The 16,363-nt window shown below is 37.5% G+C and carries 15 protein-coding genes, 2 riboswitches and 1 other annotated feature; of the genes, 5 read left to right on the top strand and 10 right to left on the bottom strand.

The features are described from left to right. Positions 1–299: 299 nt before the first annotated feature. The 4 genes from leuS to GH715_RS21655 form a co-directional block, all read right to left on the bottom strand. Entirely contained in the window at positions 300–2,717 is a 2,418-nt protein-coding gene (gene leuS, locus GH715_RS18000; protein WP_153836584.1) for a leucine--tRNA ligase, read from the bottom strand. 77 nt (positions 2,718–2,794) lie between these two features. Then, positions 2,795–3,016: a binding site (T-box leader), on the bottom strand. Between the two features lie 76 nt (positions 3,017–3,092). Beyond that, positions 3,093–4,751 carry a glycoside hydrolase family 13 protein gene (locus GH715_RS18005; RefSeq protein WP_153836585.1) on the bottom strand — a complete coding sequence of 553 codons (1,659 nt, stop codon included), beginning with the start codon at positions 4,749–4,751 and terminating at the stop codon, positions 3,093–3,095. Between the two features lie 748 nt (positions 4,752–5,499). Next, positions 5,500–6,573, bottom strand: a complete 1,074-nt coding sequence (gene rlmN / locus GH715_RS18010) for a dual-specificity RNA methyltransferase RlmN (protein ID WP_153836586.1) — start codon at positions 6,571–6,573, stop codon at positions 5,500–5,502. 39 nt (positions 6,574–6,612) lie between these two features. Continuing rightward, a complete protein-coding gene (locus GH715_RS21655) occupies positions 6,613–6,825 on the bottom strand; it encodes a hypothetical protein (protein WP_228760344.1) in 213 nt (70 codons plus the stop codon). A gap of 194 nt (positions 6,826–7,019) precedes the next feature. Here GH715_RS21655 and GH715_RS18020 point away from each other — a divergent pair, with 194 nt between their 5' ends. Both GH715_RS18020 and GH715_RS18025 read left to right on the top strand, forming a co-directional pair. Continuing rightward, positions 7,020–7,208, top strand: a complete 189-nt coding sequence (locus tag GH715_RS18020; protein WP_153836587.1) for a thiamine pyrophosphate-dependent enzyme — start codon at positions 7,020–7,022, stop codon at positions 7,206–7,208. A gap of 520 nt (positions 7,209–7,728) precedes the next feature. Further along, a complete protein-coding gene (locus GH715_RS18025) occupies positions 7,729–7,929 on the top strand; it encodes a cold-shock protein (RefSeq protein ID WP_018934369.1) in 201 nt (66 codons plus the stop codon). A 54-nt stretch (positions 7,930–7,983) separates the two neighbouring features. Here the strand turns inward: GH715_RS18025 and GH715_RS18030 are convergent, their stop codons facing one another. Next, the gene (locus GH715_RS18030; protein ID WP_026287415.1) at positions 7,984–8,340 is read right to left on the bottom strand and encodes a DUF488 domain-containing protein; all 357 of its coding nucleotides are present in this window, start codon (positions 8,338–8,340) and stop codon (positions 7,984–7,986) included. A gap of 82 nt (positions 8,341–8,422) precedes the next feature. Here GH715_RS18030 and GH715_RS18035 point away from each other — a divergent pair, with 82 nt between their 5' ends. Further along, entirely contained in the window at positions 8,423–9,424 is a 1,002-nt protein-coding gene (locus GH715_RS18035; protein WP_153836589.1) for an LLM class flavin-dependent oxidoreductase, read from the top strand. Between the two features lie 64 nt (positions 9,425–9,488). Here GH715_RS18035 and GH715_RS18040 read toward each other — a convergent pair whose 3' ends face one another. Both GH715_RS18040 and GH715_RS18045 read right to left on the bottom strand, forming a co-directional pair. Further along, complete coding sequence (locus GH715_RS18040) at positions 9,489–10,280, bottom strand: alpha/beta hydrolase (RefSeq protein ID WP_153836590.1); 792 nt, start codon at positions 10,278–10,280, stop codon at positions 9,489–9,491. Positions 10,281–10,292: 12 nt separating this feature from the next. After that, positions 10,293–11,444 carry a serine hydrolase domain-containing protein gene (locus GH715_RS18045; RefSeq protein WP_153836591.1) on the bottom strand — a complete coding sequence of 384 codons (1,152 nt, stop codon included), beginning with the start codon at positions 11,442–11,444 and terminating at the stop codon, positions 10,293–10,295. Positions 11,445–11,568: 124 nt separating this feature from the next. Here GH715_RS18045 and GH715_RS18050 point away from each other — a divergent pair, with 124 nt between their 5' ends. Continuing rightward, positions 11,569–13,053: an MDR family MFS transporter gene (locus GH715_RS18050; RefSeq protein ID WP_153836592.1), complete on the top strand. Its 1,485-nt coding sequence runs from the start codon at positions 11,569–11,571 to the stop codon at positions 13,051–13,053. A gap of 112 nt (positions 13,054–13,165) precedes the next feature. Here the strand turns inward: GH715_RS18050 and GH715_RS18055 are convergent, their stop codons facing one another. Next, the gene (locus GH715_RS18055; RefSeq protein ID WP_018934375.1) at positions 13,166–13,597 is read right to left on the bottom strand and encodes a cell wall hydrolase; all 432 of its coding nucleotides are present in this window, start codon (positions 13,595–13,597) and stop codon (positions 13,166–13,168) included. A 120-nt stretch (positions 13,598–13,717) separates the two neighbouring features. Here GH715_RS18055 and GH715_RS18060 point away from each other — a divergent pair, with 120 nt between their 5' ends. Beyond that, positions 13,718–13,984 (top strand): hypothetical protein, encoded by a 267-nt coding sequence (locus GH715_RS18060; RefSeq protein ID WP_153836593.1) that lies wholly within the window; start codon positions 13,718–13,720, stop codon positions 13,982–13,984. A gap of 25 nt (positions 13,985–14,009) precedes the next feature. On the opposite strand, the gene cobA is transcribed toward GH715_RS18060, so the two are convergent. Beyond that, positions 14,010–14,759, bottom strand: a complete 750-nt coding sequence (gene cobA / locus GH715_RS18065; protein WP_153836594.1) for a uroporphyrinogen-III C-methyltransferase — start codon at positions 14,757–14,759, stop codon at positions 14,010–14,012. Then, positions 14,719–15,816 (bottom strand): inorganic phosphate transporter, encoded by a 1,098-nt coding sequence (locus GH715_RS18070; protein ID WP_228760345.1) that lies wholly within the window; start codon positions 15,814–15,816, stop codon positions 14,719–14,721. Before GH715_RS18070 ends, cobA begins: the two co-directional genes overlap by 41 nt. A gap of 126 nt (positions 15,817–15,942) precedes the next feature. After that, positions 15,943–16,043: riboswitch (SAM riboswitch) on the bottom strand. Positions 16,044–16,205: 162 nt separating this feature from the next. Further along, a riboswitch (SAM riboswitch) is annotated at positions 16,206–16,308 on the top strand. The last annotated feature ends 55 nt before the right edge of the window (positions 16,309–16,363 follow it).

Here is a 16,363-nt window from a genome sequence, read left to right on the forward strand (position 1 = left end):
TCATACTGGTTGTTTTGTTCAGTTTTCAAAGATCAATGTCTTTTTGAAGCGACAAATAAATTATAGCAAATCGCTATATATCTGTCAATAACTTTTTGAACTCTTTTTAACGAGTCAACTTTTTCAATGATACAGACTATTTTTGAAAAAGTCAATACCACACCTCAAATTTTATTATGGAATAATTCAAAATAAAATATACATCGAAATTTTAATATCGACACCATCAAATCATGTTAAAACCCGCTTCTGCAATTAGAAACGGGTTTTAAATATGAGATATATCGAAATTATGCTATTTAATTCGCAACAATATTCACTAACTTACCGGGTACTACAATCACTTTACGCACCGTCTTTCCTTCGATACGTTCTTTAATAGTTTCTTGTTCTAGAGCTTTTTGTTCAATTTCGTCTTTGGATGCATTTTTACCCACCATCATCTTCGCACGAACTTTCCCCATAATTTGGATAACAATCTCTACTTCATTTTCCTCTAATTTAGATTCGTCATATTCTGGCCATTGCTCATACGCTAAGGTGTCATCATGTCCAAGCAACTGCCAAATCTCCTCTGTTAAGTGTGGAGCTACAGGTGATAACAACTTCACAAAGCCTTCCACGTATACTCTAGGAATTTCCTCCGCTTTATAAGCTTCATTAATAAACACCATCATTTGTGAGATACCTGTGTTAAATCGTAAATCCTCAAAATTCTGCGTAACTACTTTTACTGTTTCATGATAGACTTTTTCTAAATCATCTGTACGATCTACTTCCGTTACTTTATTAGATAATTGATGGTCATCTGTTACAAACAAACGCCAAACACGATCTAAGAATCGTCTCGCACCGTCTAAGCCATTGGTACTCCAAGCTACAGAAGCATCTAATGGCCCCATGAACATTTCATACAATCTTAATGTATCAGCACCATGTGTTTGAACAATCTCATCCGGGTTCACAACATTGCCTTTTGATTTACTCATCTTTTCATTATTTTCACCAAGAATCATACCTTGGTTAAACAGTTTTTGAAATGGCTCTTTAGTCGGTACAACACCAATATCATATAAAAACTTGTGCCAAAATCGTGCATACAATAAGTGTAATACAGCATGTTCAGCACCACCTATATAAACATCAACAGGTAACCATTCCTTTAACGTATCAAAGTTTGCAAGCTTCTCAGTATTATGTGGATCGACATAGCGCAAGAAATACCAACAGCTTCCTGCCCATTGTGGCATCGTATTTATTTCACGACGACCTTTCATACCTGTTTCAGGATCCGTCACATTGACCCAATCTTCTATATTCGCAAGTGGAGACTCTCCTGTTCCTGAAGGTTTTATCTCAGCTGTTTTTGGGAGCACTAATGGTAACTCTTCTTCTGGAACAGCAGACATCGAGCCGTCTTCCCAATGGATAACCGGAATTGGCTCTCCCCAATAGCGTTGACGGCTGAATAACCAGTCTCGAAGGCGATAAGTTACTTTTCGCTCTCCTCTCTTATTATCTTCTAACCAATCAATTGCTTTAGCAATAGCATCTTCTTTATTTAATCCATTCAAAAAGTCGGAGTTAATGTGAGGACCATCACCCGTAAATGCTTCTTCTTCTATATTGCCACCTTCTAAAACAGGGATAATTTCAAGGTTGAATTGTTTCGCAAACTCATAGTCACGCTCATCATGTGCCGGAACCGCCATAATTGCACCAGAACCATATGACATTAACACATAGTCAGCAACCCAAATAGGAAGTTTTTTTCCGTTAATTGGATTAATTGCATAAGCTCCAGTAAAAACGCCTGTTTTATCTTTGGCTAGGTCTGTTCGCTCCAAGTCACTTTTTGTCTTTACGTTTTCTAAGTATGCATTGACCTCATCCTGTTGCTCGGCTGTAACGACTTTATCCACTAACGGATGCTCTGGTGCTAACACAGCATAAGTAGCACCAAATAATGTATCTGGGCGTGTCGTAAAAACGGTAAAGGATTCCTCATGAGCATCTATATCAAAAATGACTTCTGCACCTTCAGAACGGCCAATCCAATTACGTTGCATATCTTTAATACTTTCCGGCCAATCTAATTCATCTAAATCTTCCAATAGACGATCAGCATAAGCAGTGATTTTTAGCATCCATTGCTTCATTGGTTTTCGTTCAACCGGATGTCCGCCGCGCTCACTTTTTCCATCTATTACTTCTTCATTAGCTAACACAGTTCCCAAGGCAGGACACCAGTTGACCGGAACTTCATCGATATAGGCTAACCCTTTTTCATATAGCTTTAAGAAAATCCATTGCGTCCATTTATAATAATTTGGATCTGTTGTATTCACTTCACGATCCCAGTCATAAGAGAAACCTAACTCCTGAATTTGTCGACGGAAGGTATTAATATTCTGTTCTGTAAAATCTGCTGGATCATTTCCAGTATCCAACGCATATTGTTCAGCTGGCAGACCAAATGCATCCCAACCAATCGGATGTAATACTTCATATCCTTGCATTCGTTTCATTCTTGATAAGATATCAGTTGCTGTATAACCTTCTGGATGTCCAACGTGCAAACCGGCCCCAGATGGATAAGGGAACATATCTAACGCATAAAACTTATCCTTATCAGAACCCGTATTCGTTGCAAATGTTTTATTTTCAATCCAATAATTGCGCCATTTTTCTTCAATTTGTTTATGATCAAATGACATATCTTACTTCCTCCTTCGAACCATTATGTATATACCGAACATATGTTCTTGAACGCAAAAAAATCTCCCTGATCCCAAAATGGGACGAGAGAGATTCCCGCGGTACCACCCAACATTAGTGTTAAGCTATTCATTAACACTCACTTAAAATCCTTAACGCGGATAACGACAAAAGCTACTAACATTGTTCACTTTTGTAACATCTGAGGCGAGTTCGTAACAGGATAGTAGTGACTTGCACCGACCGCCACCTCTCTTAGCCTAATCCTATAACTACTATTCCTCTTCATCGTCATGTATATGTTCTATTGTACATAATCTGCTTTACTTTCTGATAGTTTAAAGAAATGTCTGAATTTTGTCAAGGAGTGTCCATCACCAGATATAAACCTTAGCTTCATAAGGATCTAAAACCATCTTTGCCGATAATTGCTTTCCTTCTACATTTGTTAATACTAGTTCAGGAGTATTTTCAAGGACATGTGTAGGAATGCTTACTTCCGCCTCTGAATCAAACAAGTTCGTAATAATAAATGCACCATGTTCATTTAACTTTCGTGTATATGCATACACCTTATCATGATTAGCTAACTCAAGTTCATAACTACCATACACAAGAACATCATATCGTTTTCGTGTCGCAATCATTCTTTTATAGTATTGTAAGATAGAACCCGGATTTCCTTGCTGGGCTGCCACATTTATTTCCTTATAGTTTGGATTGACTTTCAACCAAGGTGTTCCACTCGAAAAACCTGCATTTATCTCGTGATTCCATTGCATAGGCGTTCTGGAATTATCACGGCCACTCTTCCATATCTTTTTCATTATTTCTTCGTGTGACTTACCTTCCACAATCTCGTTATCATACATATTTTTGATCGCTACATCGTTATAATCATCAATCGAATTAAAGCGCACATTAGTCATACCGATCTCTTGCCCTTGATAAATAAAAGGTGTCCCATGCATAAAAAAGAACATAGTCGCTAAACATTTCGCCGATCGTTCCCGATAGTTATCGTCATTCCCCCAAGTCGAAACCGAACGAGGCTGATCATGATTTTCTAAGAAAAGCGCATTCCATCCAACACCTTCTAAACCTTTTTGCCACTTCGTCAATGTTTGTTTTAAAGTGTGGATATCTAAATTCCCTTCTGCACTCATATTCCACAGACCTAAATGCTCAAATTGAAAAATCATATCAAAATATCCTTTTTCTTCTCCAACCCATTGATCAGCATCCTCTATCGTTACACCATTCGCTTCACCAACTGTCATAATATCATAATGATGAATAGTCTCTTTCGCAAATTCTTTTAAAAACTTATCAATACCTGGTCGATTCATATGGCCGTCGAAGGAAGGTACATATTTCTTGTTACCAGGATTTGGCAGATCAGGGAACCCTGGCACTTTTTTAATATGAGATATCGCATCTACCCTAAATCCATCGATTCCTTTATCTAACCACCAATTCACCATGTCATAAAGGTCCTGTCGCACATCTGGATTTTCCCAGTTTAGATCAGGTTGTTTAGTAGAAAAAACATGCATATAATATTCTTTTGTCTTCTCGTCATATTCCCAGGCAGAACCTCCAAAGATTGATTCCCAATTATTCGGCTCTTTGCCATCTTTTCCTGGATGCCAAATATAATAGTCTCGATACGGATTATCTTTTGATGAACGAGACTCAATAAACCATTCATGCTCATCTGAGGTGTGATTAATAACTAAATCCATGATTAATTTCATATTACGACTATGTACTTCTTCCAGAAGCAGATCGAAATCTTCCATTGTTCCGAAATCATCCATAATCTTTTGATAGTCACTGATATCGTAGCCGTTATCATCATTAGGCGACTCATAAATAGGACTGATCCAAATCACATCAATACCTAAATCTTTTAGATAATCGAGCTTTGCAATAACACCTTGTAAATCTCCGACTCCGTCTCCGTTTGAATCCATAAAACTACGTGGGTAAATTTGATATGCTACTGCCTCTTTCCACCATTTTCTGTTCATAAAATAACCCCCTTAAGTGCCTTCACCTTAGCTCTGAGGAGACACTTTAATCTCTCTACAACTTGCGCAAGCGATTGCATACATATAATATTATCATTTAATGTTTTTATGTCAATAGTATTTATCGAATTAGAAAGTTCATTATAATGATAAAGCAATCGATTGCACCCGCAAAAAAATTGCTGCCCGATGAAATCTATGCAAGTATGGAGAAACATGTATTGAGCGGACATTGAATCCTTATTTGGTTCATTTCAGGTTAGATTAACACTATTTTCGATGAATAACGGAACAAATGTCCACTTCAAATCGGATTTATCCAGGGAAACCTTCACGGAACCAAAGACGCTCAGTCCTAATGACTTTATCGTTTCTCTATCATTCATTATGAAATACCGCTCTAGCTGCCCCCTCCGCTTGATACATGTGCTACAACATTTGTCAGATCAGGCAATTCGAGTGTTATCCCTGTGAAAGCGCAAGTATGGTATAGGAAATTACGAATCAGTTTGATAAAACCAAATATCCCTTTTCTATTATTCGTTGTTGAAAAAGGAAAGCGAAACGGTCAGCGGTTGACTTGCACTAGCTAGCTTTCAAATGGCAACTCCATATGTATAGCTATTCTTGCTTCTTAAAATATGCGTGATTAATCACCTTTTCCTAACATACTTGCTTATAAAAGTTGTGATACCAATGTTTATATACTTTCCCTACAAATAAAAAAGAGTACCCAATGGATACTCTTTTACGCTTTTTGCTTTTCTTTATCTTTTTTGATCTGTTTACTACGAAGCTGTCCACATGCTGCATCAATATCTGTACCGTGTTCAACACGGACACCACAGTTGATGCCATTTTCCAATAATACTTGATAAAAATCTAAGATCGCTTTTTTCTCACTTCGGTCATACTGATTGTGTTCATCTACTGGATTATATGGGATTAAATTGACATAGGACAAATGACGTTTGTCTTTTAACAATGACACTAATTGTTCTGCTTCTTTTTTATGATCATTGACATCTTTAAGCAAAATATATTCGAAAGTAATGCGGCGGTTGGTTTTTTCTAAATAATAATCGATTGCCGGCATTAATTTCTCTAATGGAAAAGCTTTATTAATTTTCATAATTTTTGTTCGCAATTCATTATTAGGAGCGTGTAGGGAAAGTGCCAAGTTCACTTGTAAATTCTCATCAGCAAAATCATAAATACGTTTAGCCAAGCCACTTGTAGAAACAGTAATATGTCTTGCACCGATAGAAAGTCCTTCCTGGTCATTTACAATTCGTAAAAAATCCATCGTGTTATCATAATTATCAAATGGTTCACCGATCCCCATGACGACAATATGACTTACCCGTTCATCTTTTCCTTTAGCATCCAAGTGTTTTTGCACATTCATAATTTGTTCAACGATTTCGCCGGCAGAAAGATCACGGTTCTTCGTTAATAAACCACTGGCACAAAACGAACAGCCAATGTTACATCCGACTTGTGTCGTCACACAGACTGAATAACCATAACTAAATTTCATTAACACTGTTTCAATTAAATTACCATCGGAAAGCTTAAACAAGAACTTAATCGTTCCATCTTTCGATTCCTGTTTAATTTCCTGTTCTAATGTACCTAAATAGAAGTTTTCCTCTAATACCAGTTGACAATCTTTATTTAAATTATACATTTCTGCAAATGTATTCACTCTTTTTTTATACAACCAATTCCAAACTTGTTTTGCGCGGAATTTTTTTTGACCATGTTCTATTAACCAATCTTGCAGTTGATCAAATGTCAATGAATAAATCGAGCTTTTCATTCAAATCCCTCATTTCCATAATAGCTCTAGTTTCCATCATTACATAATACTAAATTTTCGTAACAATAACAAGGTCATTTTCGTCTGACAAGATCTAGGGAAAGACGGACGATAAGTAATAGAATGCCAAATCCCCATGTAATCCACGCTGGAAACATGAGAAATATTTTTTAGGAAAGGTACCGCTAGTGCCTCAAATAACTGATAAGTAGATGTTGTATACATCGCAAGCGGGAACACCATTCCCCACATCTGATAATCATAATTAATCGGAAACCAATGGACAATATAACGCTAATATATCAAGATAACTAACAATGGAATCCACCATATTCCTTTTATCCAGAAAAACAATGCTAAACCAACTTTTACCAGAAATCTAAAACCCGATGATATTATTCGAATAATAGACCAATATGCTGGTAAAAATACTATCGTAGCCACTGATGTCGGTTAGCATCAAATGTGGACCGCATTGCATTATCCATTTTGCCGTCCATCGTCAATTATTAACCTCTGGCGGCTTTGGAACAATGGGCTACGGACTACCAGCTGCGATTGGTGATGCAGTAGCCAAAAAAAAGCAAACTGTTATATGTTTCACTGGGGATGGCAGTATTCGAATTAATATTTAGGAGCTCTACCATGTCGCACATCATTACCTAAACATTAAAATAATTATTTTACGAAATGGTTCATGATACGGCAATGGTAGCAACTATTTTATAAAATAAATATTCTCAGGTGAAAATTAGCTCTCCTGAATTTCTTACCTTTGCAGAAAGTTTTGGTGTCAAAGGGTACCGTGCATCGAATTAAACAGAAGCAGAGTCAATCTTTGGTCAAGCTTTTGCGTCCAAGCAGCCGGTAGTTTTAGACTTTCTGATGGAAGAAGAAGTGAATGTCTATCCGATTGTGCCACCTGGTGGAAATAATACAGATGCCATACATGGACCTGAACAAAATCAGCGAAAAAAGTAAAAACGAAAATATTTCAACATTAACTTGCAATTTCGATTTTATCTTGCTATAATTGCCTTAGCTATTTTGTTCGATGACACCTTCAAGTATCGTAACGTAAAGTTTTCGTTTTGAGGCAAGAGCAAGAATAGTAATACAATTGTGTGAACGGTTCACACTAGGAGGAAAAGAAATATGGTACAAGGTACAGTAAAATGGTTTAACGCAGACAAAGGTTTTGGATTTATCGAAGTAGAAGGACAAGACGACGTATTCGTACACTTCTCTGCTATCCAAGGCGAAGGCTTTAAAACACTTGAAGAAGGTCAAAGCGTAACTTTCGATATCGAAGAAGGTAACCGTGGACCACAAGCAGCTAACGTAGTAAAAAACTAATTTAGCGCTTAACAGAAAAACCGCTTATGCTTTTTAGCATAAGCGGTTTTTTTATCATGAAATGAACTCCTTTAGTATCACTACATGATTATACTGCTGCTCTTTCGCAGCAAACACTAATGTAATGTTATGCTCATACTCCTGGTCATAAGTACGCAATTGATCTAATGCTTCCTGTTTTTCTGCATCATGTTTTAATTCTTTTTGATATAACTGCTTAAACCGCTCAAATTTAGCAGGATCATGGTCAAACCATTTTCTTAACTTAGGTGAAGGTCCAACTTCTTTTAACCACACATCTATCTGCGCTCTTTCTTTTGAAATCCCGCGAGGCCAAACACGGTCAACAAGAATGCGAAAACCATCTTCATGACTCGCTTCATCATATATACGCTTTAGTTGAATGGAAATCACCCCCAGGCAAATTATTAGACCTTTGCTCCTTTTGAGCGTATCATTTCTTACATGCTCAAGTAAAACAAGGAGTGATCACATGGGAAAAGCATTCTCCAATGTTAAATTCTCGATATTAGACTTAGCACCTGTCTTACATGGACATGATGCTACATTATCTTTTCAAAATAGTGCCGATTTAGCACAGCACGTGGAAAAATTGGGATATCACCGCTACTGGTTGGCGGAACATCATAATATGCCTGGAATTGCAAGTTCAGCTACATCACTCGTGATTAGTCATATAGCTAGCCATACCAAAACAATCCGTGTAGGTGCTGGTGGCATTATGCTTCCCAATCATGCACCATTAGTTATTGCCGAACAATTTGGAACTCTCGATGCATTATATCCGGATAGGATTGATTTAGGATTAGGACGAGCACCCGGCAGTGACCAAGCAACTGCTCATGCTTTAAGACGGACGTTAAACAGTAGCCCGGAAGATTTTCCAAGTCAGGTAGAAGAATTAGAAGCCTATTTTGCAGGTGCGGCTCGGGTAAAAGCAGTACCTGGCCAAGGAGCAAATGTGCCGTTATGGCTACTGGGCTCAAGTGACTTCAGTGCTCGGCTTGCCGCTGAAAAAGGACTACCATTTGCATTCGCAAGCCATTTTTCACCTGATTATACGTTACCAGCATTACGATTGTATCGAGATCGTTTCACACCTTCAAATCAACTAAGTAAGCCGCAAGCCATGGTTGGTGTAAACATTATAGCTGCTGAAACGACTGAAAAAGCAAAATGGTTAGCTACTTCTCAACAACAGCAATTCTTGTCCATGATACGCGGAAAACCATCTCAACTGATGCCACCTATTGATGACATTGATCAAGAGTGGACAATTTATGAAAAAGCATCAGTAGAAAAATCTGTAAATAGCAAATCAACTATTGTGGGAGATAAAGATGTAGTAAGGGAAAAATTAGCTGCATTTATTGAAGAAACAGAAGCAGATGAAGTGATAATTAATTCTCAAATTTATGATCATGAAGAACGTAAAAACTCTTATCAAATCGTTTCAGATCTTGTTCACGTATAATAACGATAAAGAGCACTACACACGTACCCCTGATCAAATGGACGTGTGTAGTGCTTTTTCATACTTATCCTCTTTCTATTGGTAACCATGCTAGCACTTCTTGAATCTTTGCATCCCAGTATCCCCACTCATGAGCTCCCTCTGAGAAAGTATGTACTAGCGGAAGATTATTCGCTTCAGCAAATCGAAAAAATTTCTGGTTGTCCTCCCATAGGAAATCCTCTGTTCCACACGCTTGGAATAATTGTGGTAATTGTTGATCATTCTTTAGCAAATTGTTTATAACAAAAAACAAATCATGATCTGTCCCTTGGAGATCTTGCTCCCCATATACATGAAATAGTGCATTACCAATGGGATCATCTTGCTCACGCTCTTTTACAATGTGTGTGGCAATATCCAATACACCTGACAAACTTGCCGCTGCAGCAAATTGTTCCGGTTTACGCAATGCCCACTTAAAAGCACCATAACCTCCCATTGATAAGCCTGCTACAAAATTATCCTCTCTCTTTGCAGATAACGGAAAAAAGGATCGAGCAATCCGAGGTAATTCCTCCGAAATAAATGTCCAATATTTTTTGCCATACTGCATATCCGCATAAAAACTATGATCGCCTTGAGGCATAACCACTGCAATTCCATATTCCGCTGCATACCTTTCGATCGAAGTCCGTCTCGTCCAGATTGTATGATCATCACTAAAACCGTGTAACAAATACAAAACTGGGACCTTTCCGTCTGACCGATTATTTTTAAGCCCAATTTGTGTCGTGGTCTCTTCGGGTAAAATCACCGTCATCGATGTACTAATCGTTAATACTTCTGAGAAAAAGTCGCAATGGATTAGTGCCATATTAATTCCTCCCTACAAAAGTGCGCCATAAATGACATTACGGATCCTTGGTTGATGATAAAACTCAAAGTTTGGCAGCATTTGCTGCATATAAACCGCCGAAAGTTTTTCTTTTGGATCAATAAATACATATGTACCTGCCAAACCTGACCAACCAAACTCACCGATGGAACTATTACTTCCTCCTCTAGTCTGATCGATCATCACTCGTACACCTAAGCCATAACCATAACCATTTTGATCATTCCAGCCTAACTCTGGCAACAGCTCATCTGGTAAATGATTTTGTGCCATTAACTCAATCGTATGCTTACTTAGAATCGTTACATGATTGATGGTTCCACCTAATGCTAAGCAGTGAGCAAATTTTTGATAGTCTTCCAAAGTAGAATGAAGCCCTGCGCCACCACTCTCAAAAACAGCGATCGGTTCCGCATAACTATCTAATTTTGTATTCTTTACTAGTTCACCAGCTTCTTTTCGATCATATAAAGTTGCTAATCGATGTTTCTTAGCAAGCGGGACATTAAAGAAAGTATCCTGCATACCTAACGGCTGAAAAATGTTTTCAGCTAAGTATTCTCCAAATGATTGACCACTTACCTTTTCAATTAATGCACCAAGCACATCATGACTAAGTCCATATTTCCAATAGGTTCCTGGATGAAACTCTAATGGATTTTCGCTCAATTTTTTTGTCAATAATCGCAGTTTTGATACATTTAAAGAACGTTCTTCATCGCGAACCTCTGCCATCACTTGACTGGTCATTCTCTCTACCTCTGTATGTTCCCCGCCATAGGTTAATCCAGAAGTCATCGTAAACAAATCCTTAACCGTTATTTCCCGACTTGCTGGTTCAAGCTGGCCATTTTCTAACACTTGCATGTTCTGAAATTCTGGTAAATATGCGGAAAGTGGATCTGTCAGCAAAATCTTTCCTTGTTCCATTAGTTGCAATCCTGCTACACATGTAATTACTTTAGACATGGAATAAATACGATAAATTGTCTTGCTATTTATCTCTTTTTGTTTTGACAAATCTGCATATCCAAAATAATTTTCATAGATTGATTGCTTATCTTTCTTGACAGATAAAGCTACACCTGCTGGTCCGTTATTTAAAAACCCTTGTAATAAATCGTCTAACCGATTCTGAATCATGCTATTCCCTCCTTATGTTATCGCTTTCTTTATTTTATCATATATGTTCCTCATTTGCTTTTTTCATACATGTTTGCTAATTTCTGATACAATAGAAACAGATTATAAAAAGGGACGGACGCATATGCCAGAAAAACAGACGAATCGGCCACTCGTTCTTGTTTCACTTGTTTTATCGATGTTCATGGCAGCAATAGAAGGAACAATTGTAGCGACGGCAATGCCTAATATTGTTGCTGACTTAGGTGGTTTTTCTTTATACAGTTGGGTTTTTTCTAGTTTTTTATTAATGCAGGCTGTCACAACGATGATCTATGGAAAACTTGCAGATCTCTTTGGCAGAAAGCCTATCTTTATTATCGGTGTTGTGATCTTTTTAATCGGATCGATTCTTTGTGGACTAGCACCAACCATGGGACTATTAATCGTATTCCGATTAATTCAAGCACTTGGTGCTGGTGCGATTCAGCCGATTGTCACTACTATTGTAGGCGATATGTATACCGTTGAGGAAAGGGCAAAAGTTCAAGGGTATTTAGCTAGTGTGTGGGGTATATCCTCTGTAATTGGTCCATTACTCGGAGGAATTATCGTTCAATTTATCGATTGGGCATGGATTTTCTGGATGAATGTACCAATAGGGATAATCGGGTTGATTGGTGTCATCGTCTTTTTCCACGAAAAAGTCGATACAGAGAAAAAATCGGTTGATTATCTAGGATCTGGTCTGTTTTTTATCGCCATATCTTGTCTTATCATCGTTTTCGTACAAGCAGGAACGAATTGGGCATGGACATCCTTTGAAACAATTAGTTTATTGCTTATTTTTATAATTTGTATGGCAATTTTTATATGGCAAGAAAAAAAGGCGACATCACCGATGATGCCACTAGCCTTATGGAAAAATAAATTAATTGTTATTGCCAATATTGCAACATTGCTTTCCGGTATGATTATACTTGGACTTTCTAGTTTTCTTCCTACCTATGTTCAAGGCGTTATGGGGGAATCCGCTATTGTTGCTGGTTTCACCTTAAGTACATTATCGATAGGTTGGCCGATTTCAGCTACACTTGCAGGACACCTTGTCCTAAGAATAGGGTTCCGCAAAACAGCTTTTACCGGTGGTTTTGCCTTATTTCTCGGGACTTTCCTATTCTTTTTATTAGATGCAGATAAAGGACCAATCTATGCTGGAATCAGTTCATTTGTCGTTGGTGTTGGAATGGGATTATCTTCAACAACATTTATTGTATCGATCCAGAATACAGTGTCGTGGTATGAAAGAGGGGTCGCAACCTCGCTAAACATGTTCATGCGAATTATTGGCAGTGCAATCGGAGCATCACTGCTAGGTGGAATATTGAACATGCGATTACATCACTTTTACCAACAAAGAGGCGAAGAACTTGAAGTTGCCAGTACAGATATGTTGTTAGATGAAGGAATGAGAGAAACCATTTCTCCCGACACATTGGCATCGATGCAAGATGGTTTAACCTATGCTTTACACACTGTATATACGGGATTATTTATGATCGGAACGTTAACCTTTGTTATTTTATGGTTCTTTCCAAAAGTTTCAATAAATAAACAAAGTGAAAGATAAAATGGTGTAGACTTTCCTACTAGTTATATTACTGCTCATGCACCTGGAATAGAAGATTAGTCATATTCCAGGTGCTAGAAACTTTTTCGCTAAAACGTTTTGTATAGTGTTTTTAAAAAGTTCCAAATACGCTCGGACAATCCGCTTCGGTTGGGTTATAAAAACAGTGGCTCTTAAAACGTCCTACATTCCATTGGCCAAACCATTGTTCTGGACAAGTCCCTTGTGGCATAAAGAACCATAAAGAATTACTTGCCGGATGATTGCGTTCCCCATTGATTGACCTTCGAGCTAAACGAATTTCTTTATCTCTTGCTCGTTGATAAAAATACCCTTTTTGTGTTGCTTCAAAGCCTCCTGGACTTTGATATACCATTCGTTCTATCGAATTAATATCTTCAAAATCTAAACAGCGAGCTCTCACCCGATTCACACCTACATTACCCACCATTAGCATGCCGAGCTGACCGTCACCTTCTGCTTCTGCTCTCATTAATCGTGCTAATAATCTCACATCCGCATCATTTGCTTTTATTACAGCCATTCACATACCTCCTCTATTCCCTTTATATTCATCCCTTTAAAAATGATGAATGTCCCAATCCTCCCTCGTAATGTAATCCCTTTCAATGTGTGGTATACTTGATTTAGGAGGTGCTTATTCATGATATTAAGCAACTTTATTCTACACAAGGATATCTTATTAATTCACGCTGATATTAATGGAAATGACTATATATTTACTGTGAAGTGGAAAACGATCAAAAATAAAAAAGGCGGAGAATGGGAATTGAAATCCTACCTTAACAATTCTAATGGAAAAAAAGACTTGTCAGAAGAACAGCTGCAACAATTTATAGACCGAATAAATCCACAATGGAACTGGGAAAAAGATCAAGAACAAATTATGAATGTGATCAACAATGACTAGTTATCATGATAACTAGTCATTGTTTTTACATATAAGCTTCTGTTGACTCCTTATACCATTTAATTTGCTCCTGTAAACGAACCACTTCTCCGATCACAATTAGGGAAGGGTTGCTGATTTCATCTAACCTATCTGATATCGTTTCTAAGTCGGCAACAACCGTCTTTTGTTGTGGAAGTGTTCCCCAATGTATAATAGAGACAGGAGTAGTCTTACTTAACCCTGCATTTTTTAATTTCTCACAGATAATCGGGAATTTCTTTATTCCCATATAAAAACACAACGTATCAGCTCCATTGGCAATATGCTGCCATTGTTCATCTGTTTTCGTCTCTGGATTGGAACCATTAATAAAACTCACTGATCCGCTGATATGACGATGAGTGAGCGGAATACCAGCATATGCTGCAGCACTTATTCCAGAAGTGATTCCTGGTACCACTTCATATTCAATCTGATTTTCTTCAAGATGAATGGCTTCTTCTCCACCTCTGCCGAAAATAAAAGGATCTCCACCTTTTAATCTGGTTACAACTTTTCCATTAGAGGCAAAATAAATAAGCTGTTCATTTATTTTTTCTTGAATTAACCCATGCTTGCGTGGTTCTTTCCCACAGAAAATCAATTCTGCTTGTTCTTTGGCATGATGTAATAATGATGGGTTTACCAATCGATCATACAGGATGACATCAGCTTCTTGTATAGCACGCAACCCCTTTACAGTAATTAATTCTTCATCTCCTGGTCCTGCTCCCACTAAGTAAACTTTCCCCATGTTGATCCCATCCTTTTTTTGTATTAGCTTTTGTTGGTTTTTCTCGATATCTGACTAAAATATAAGTAGCAATAATGGCTAACGCTAACAGTATCACTTGATCAAAACTTTGATGAACCATTATTTCTGTTAAGCCAAAGGCAATCACTAATGATACGATTGGCGATGTAATCCATACTTTCGCTATTTGATGGATAATTTTTTGTTTCCAAACTTCTTTAAATTGTTTGCTGGCATTTATCCCGACTATCGCCGAAGTAGTTACCTGGGTCATCGGTATTGGAATACCTAATAAGGAGGCAACTACTACCAAACCTCCTGTTGCACCGGAAATCACAATACCATTTCCTAAAGTCAGTGAGGTAATCTTTTTGGCATTGGTTTCTAATACTCTGCCACCAAACAAAATACTACCTAATGCTACAATGAGCGCCATCAAAGGTAAACCCATTTCCATCGAAGTAATCCCTGCGCCTACTAACGGTCCTAATGCATTTGCTACATTATTCATACCAGCAGCTATCGCTTCAATTATACCAGTTAACAGTAATAAAAAAGTTAAAAGCTTTACTGGTGGCCGATAATTTATTTTATTATTTATTTTTTTTCTGATTTTTTCAAGACACAGTGTGATTAAAAAAGCCGCAACTGGTATAATGATCCAAAAAGCTATAATGAGTAATACCATTTGAAGATTCAGTTGTTGATAACTGAGGCCAACTCCAATGATAGCTCCCACTGTTACCTCGCTCGTGGATAACGGAATTCCAATATAATTCGTAATTAACAATGTAAAACCGGAAACAACTAAAATAATACAAGCAATTCTTACATCTAAAATTTCTTCGGAGATGATACCTTTTCCAAGCGTATTCGTAACATGCTGACCTCCAAGTATAGCACCCGTAACAGCACCTACTCCTGCGATGATTAACGCGTACTTACGTTGCTTGATTACTTTAGTGCCGTACGTAATACTCATGCTAGCTGCTGAACCGCTCGCTCCAATATTAAAGGCAAATAGACAAGCAGCTAATATCGCGATGATTGCTAACATCTCAGATCCCAACTTTCACCACTACAATAAAGTGGAATTATTTTTAGTATAAATATCCTATCCCAATAGGAAAACTTGGATTATAAATATAGAAAACTCCTACTTGACGATAAAGTAGGAGTTTTCCTCTTATCTGCCAAGTAATACCTGCTGGAAGTAGCACAGTGCTTTTTAGCCTGTTGCTGAGAATTCGCCGGGCCAGTTCCCTCCTTCTCTCTTGATAAGATCATATGTTATTTTCATTTTTTTCCACTGTTGATAATGTACATACTATAAGCCATTCTTTCATAATTGTCAATGGATTCCATATAAATATTTTTTTAAGATTTACCTTGTAATTACTTCCTTAATGTTGTATGATGTTTGTATTATATTTCCATAATTACAATATCTTATCGAGAGAGGTCTAGGGACTGGCCCGATGACACCTCAGCAACCAGCAATGCAATTGTATGGTGCTAAATCCAGACGGTATATTACCAAAGATAAGAGAATGCAACCTTAATCAAGGAGGTCTTCTACTTATCGAAGACCTCTTTTTTTTATT

The sequence above is a fragment of the Gracilibacillus thailandensis genome (genome assembly GCF_010994055.1).
Classification (GTDB): domain Bacteria; phylum Bacillota; class Bacilli; order Bacillales; family Amphibacillaceae; genus Gracilibacillus; species Gracilibacillus lacisalsi.

What these genes read in the sequence shown, in the direction of transcription:
- leuS (WP_153836584.1), bottom strand. Translation starts at nt 2,717, where the DNA reads ATGTCATTTGATCATAAACAAATTGAAGAAAAATGGCGCAATTATTGG.
- cobA (WP_153836594.1), bottom strand. Translation starts at nt 14,759, where the DNA reads ATGGGGAAAGTTTACTTAGTGGGAGCAGGACCAGGAGATGAAGAATTA.
- GH715_RS18025 (WP_018934369.1), top strand. Translation starts at nt 7,729, where the DNA reads ATGGTACAAGGTACAGTAAAATGGTTTAACGCAGACAAAGGTTTTGGA.
- GH715_RS18020 (WP_153836587.1), top strand. Translation starts at nt 7,020, where the DNA reads ATGTCGGTTAGCATCAAATGTGGACCGCATTGCATTATCCATTTTGCC.
- GH715_RS18045 (WP_153836591.1), bottom strand. Translation starts at nt 11,444, where the DNA reads ATGATTCAGAATCGGTTAGACGATTTATTACAAGGGTTTTTAAATAAC.
- rlmN (WP_153836586.1), bottom strand. Translation starts at nt 6,573, where the DNA reads ATGAAAAGCTCGATTTATTCATTGACATTTGATCAACTGCAAGATTGG.
- GH715_RS18060 (WP_153836593.1), top strand. Translation starts at nt 13,718, where the DNA reads ATGATATTAAGCAACTTTATTCTACACAAGGATATCTTATTAATTCAC.
- GH715_RS18055 (WP_018934375.1), bottom strand. Translation starts at nt 13,597, where the DNA reads ATGGCTGTAATAAAAGCAAATGATGCGGATGTGAGATTATTAGCACGA.
- GH715_RS18070 (WP_228760345.1), bottom strand. Translation starts at nt 15,816, where the DNA reads ATGTTAGCAATCATCGCGATATTAGCTGCTTGTCTATTTGCCTTTAAT.
- GH715_RS18005 (WP_153836585.1), bottom strand. Translation starts at nt 4,751, where the DNA reads ATGAACAGAAAATGGTGGAAAGAGGCAGTAGCATATCAAATTTACCCA.
- GH715_RS18050 (WP_153836592.1), top strand. Translation starts at nt 11,569, where the DNA reads ATGCCAGAAAAACAGACGAATCGGCCACTCGTTCTTGTTTCACTTGTT.
- GH715_RS18035 (WP_153836589.1), top strand. Translation starts at nt 8,423, where the DNA reads ATGGGAAAAGCATTCTCCAATGTTAAATTCTCGATATTAGACTTAGCA.
- GH715_RS21655 (WP_228760344.1), bottom strand. Translation starts at nt 6,825, where the DNA reads ATGTGGGGAATGGTGTTCCCGCTTGCGATGTATACAACATCTACTTAT.
- GH715_RS18040 (WP_153836590.1), bottom strand. Translation starts at nt 10,280, where the DNA reads ATGGCACTAATCCATTGCGACTTTTTCTCAGAAGTATTAACGATTAGT.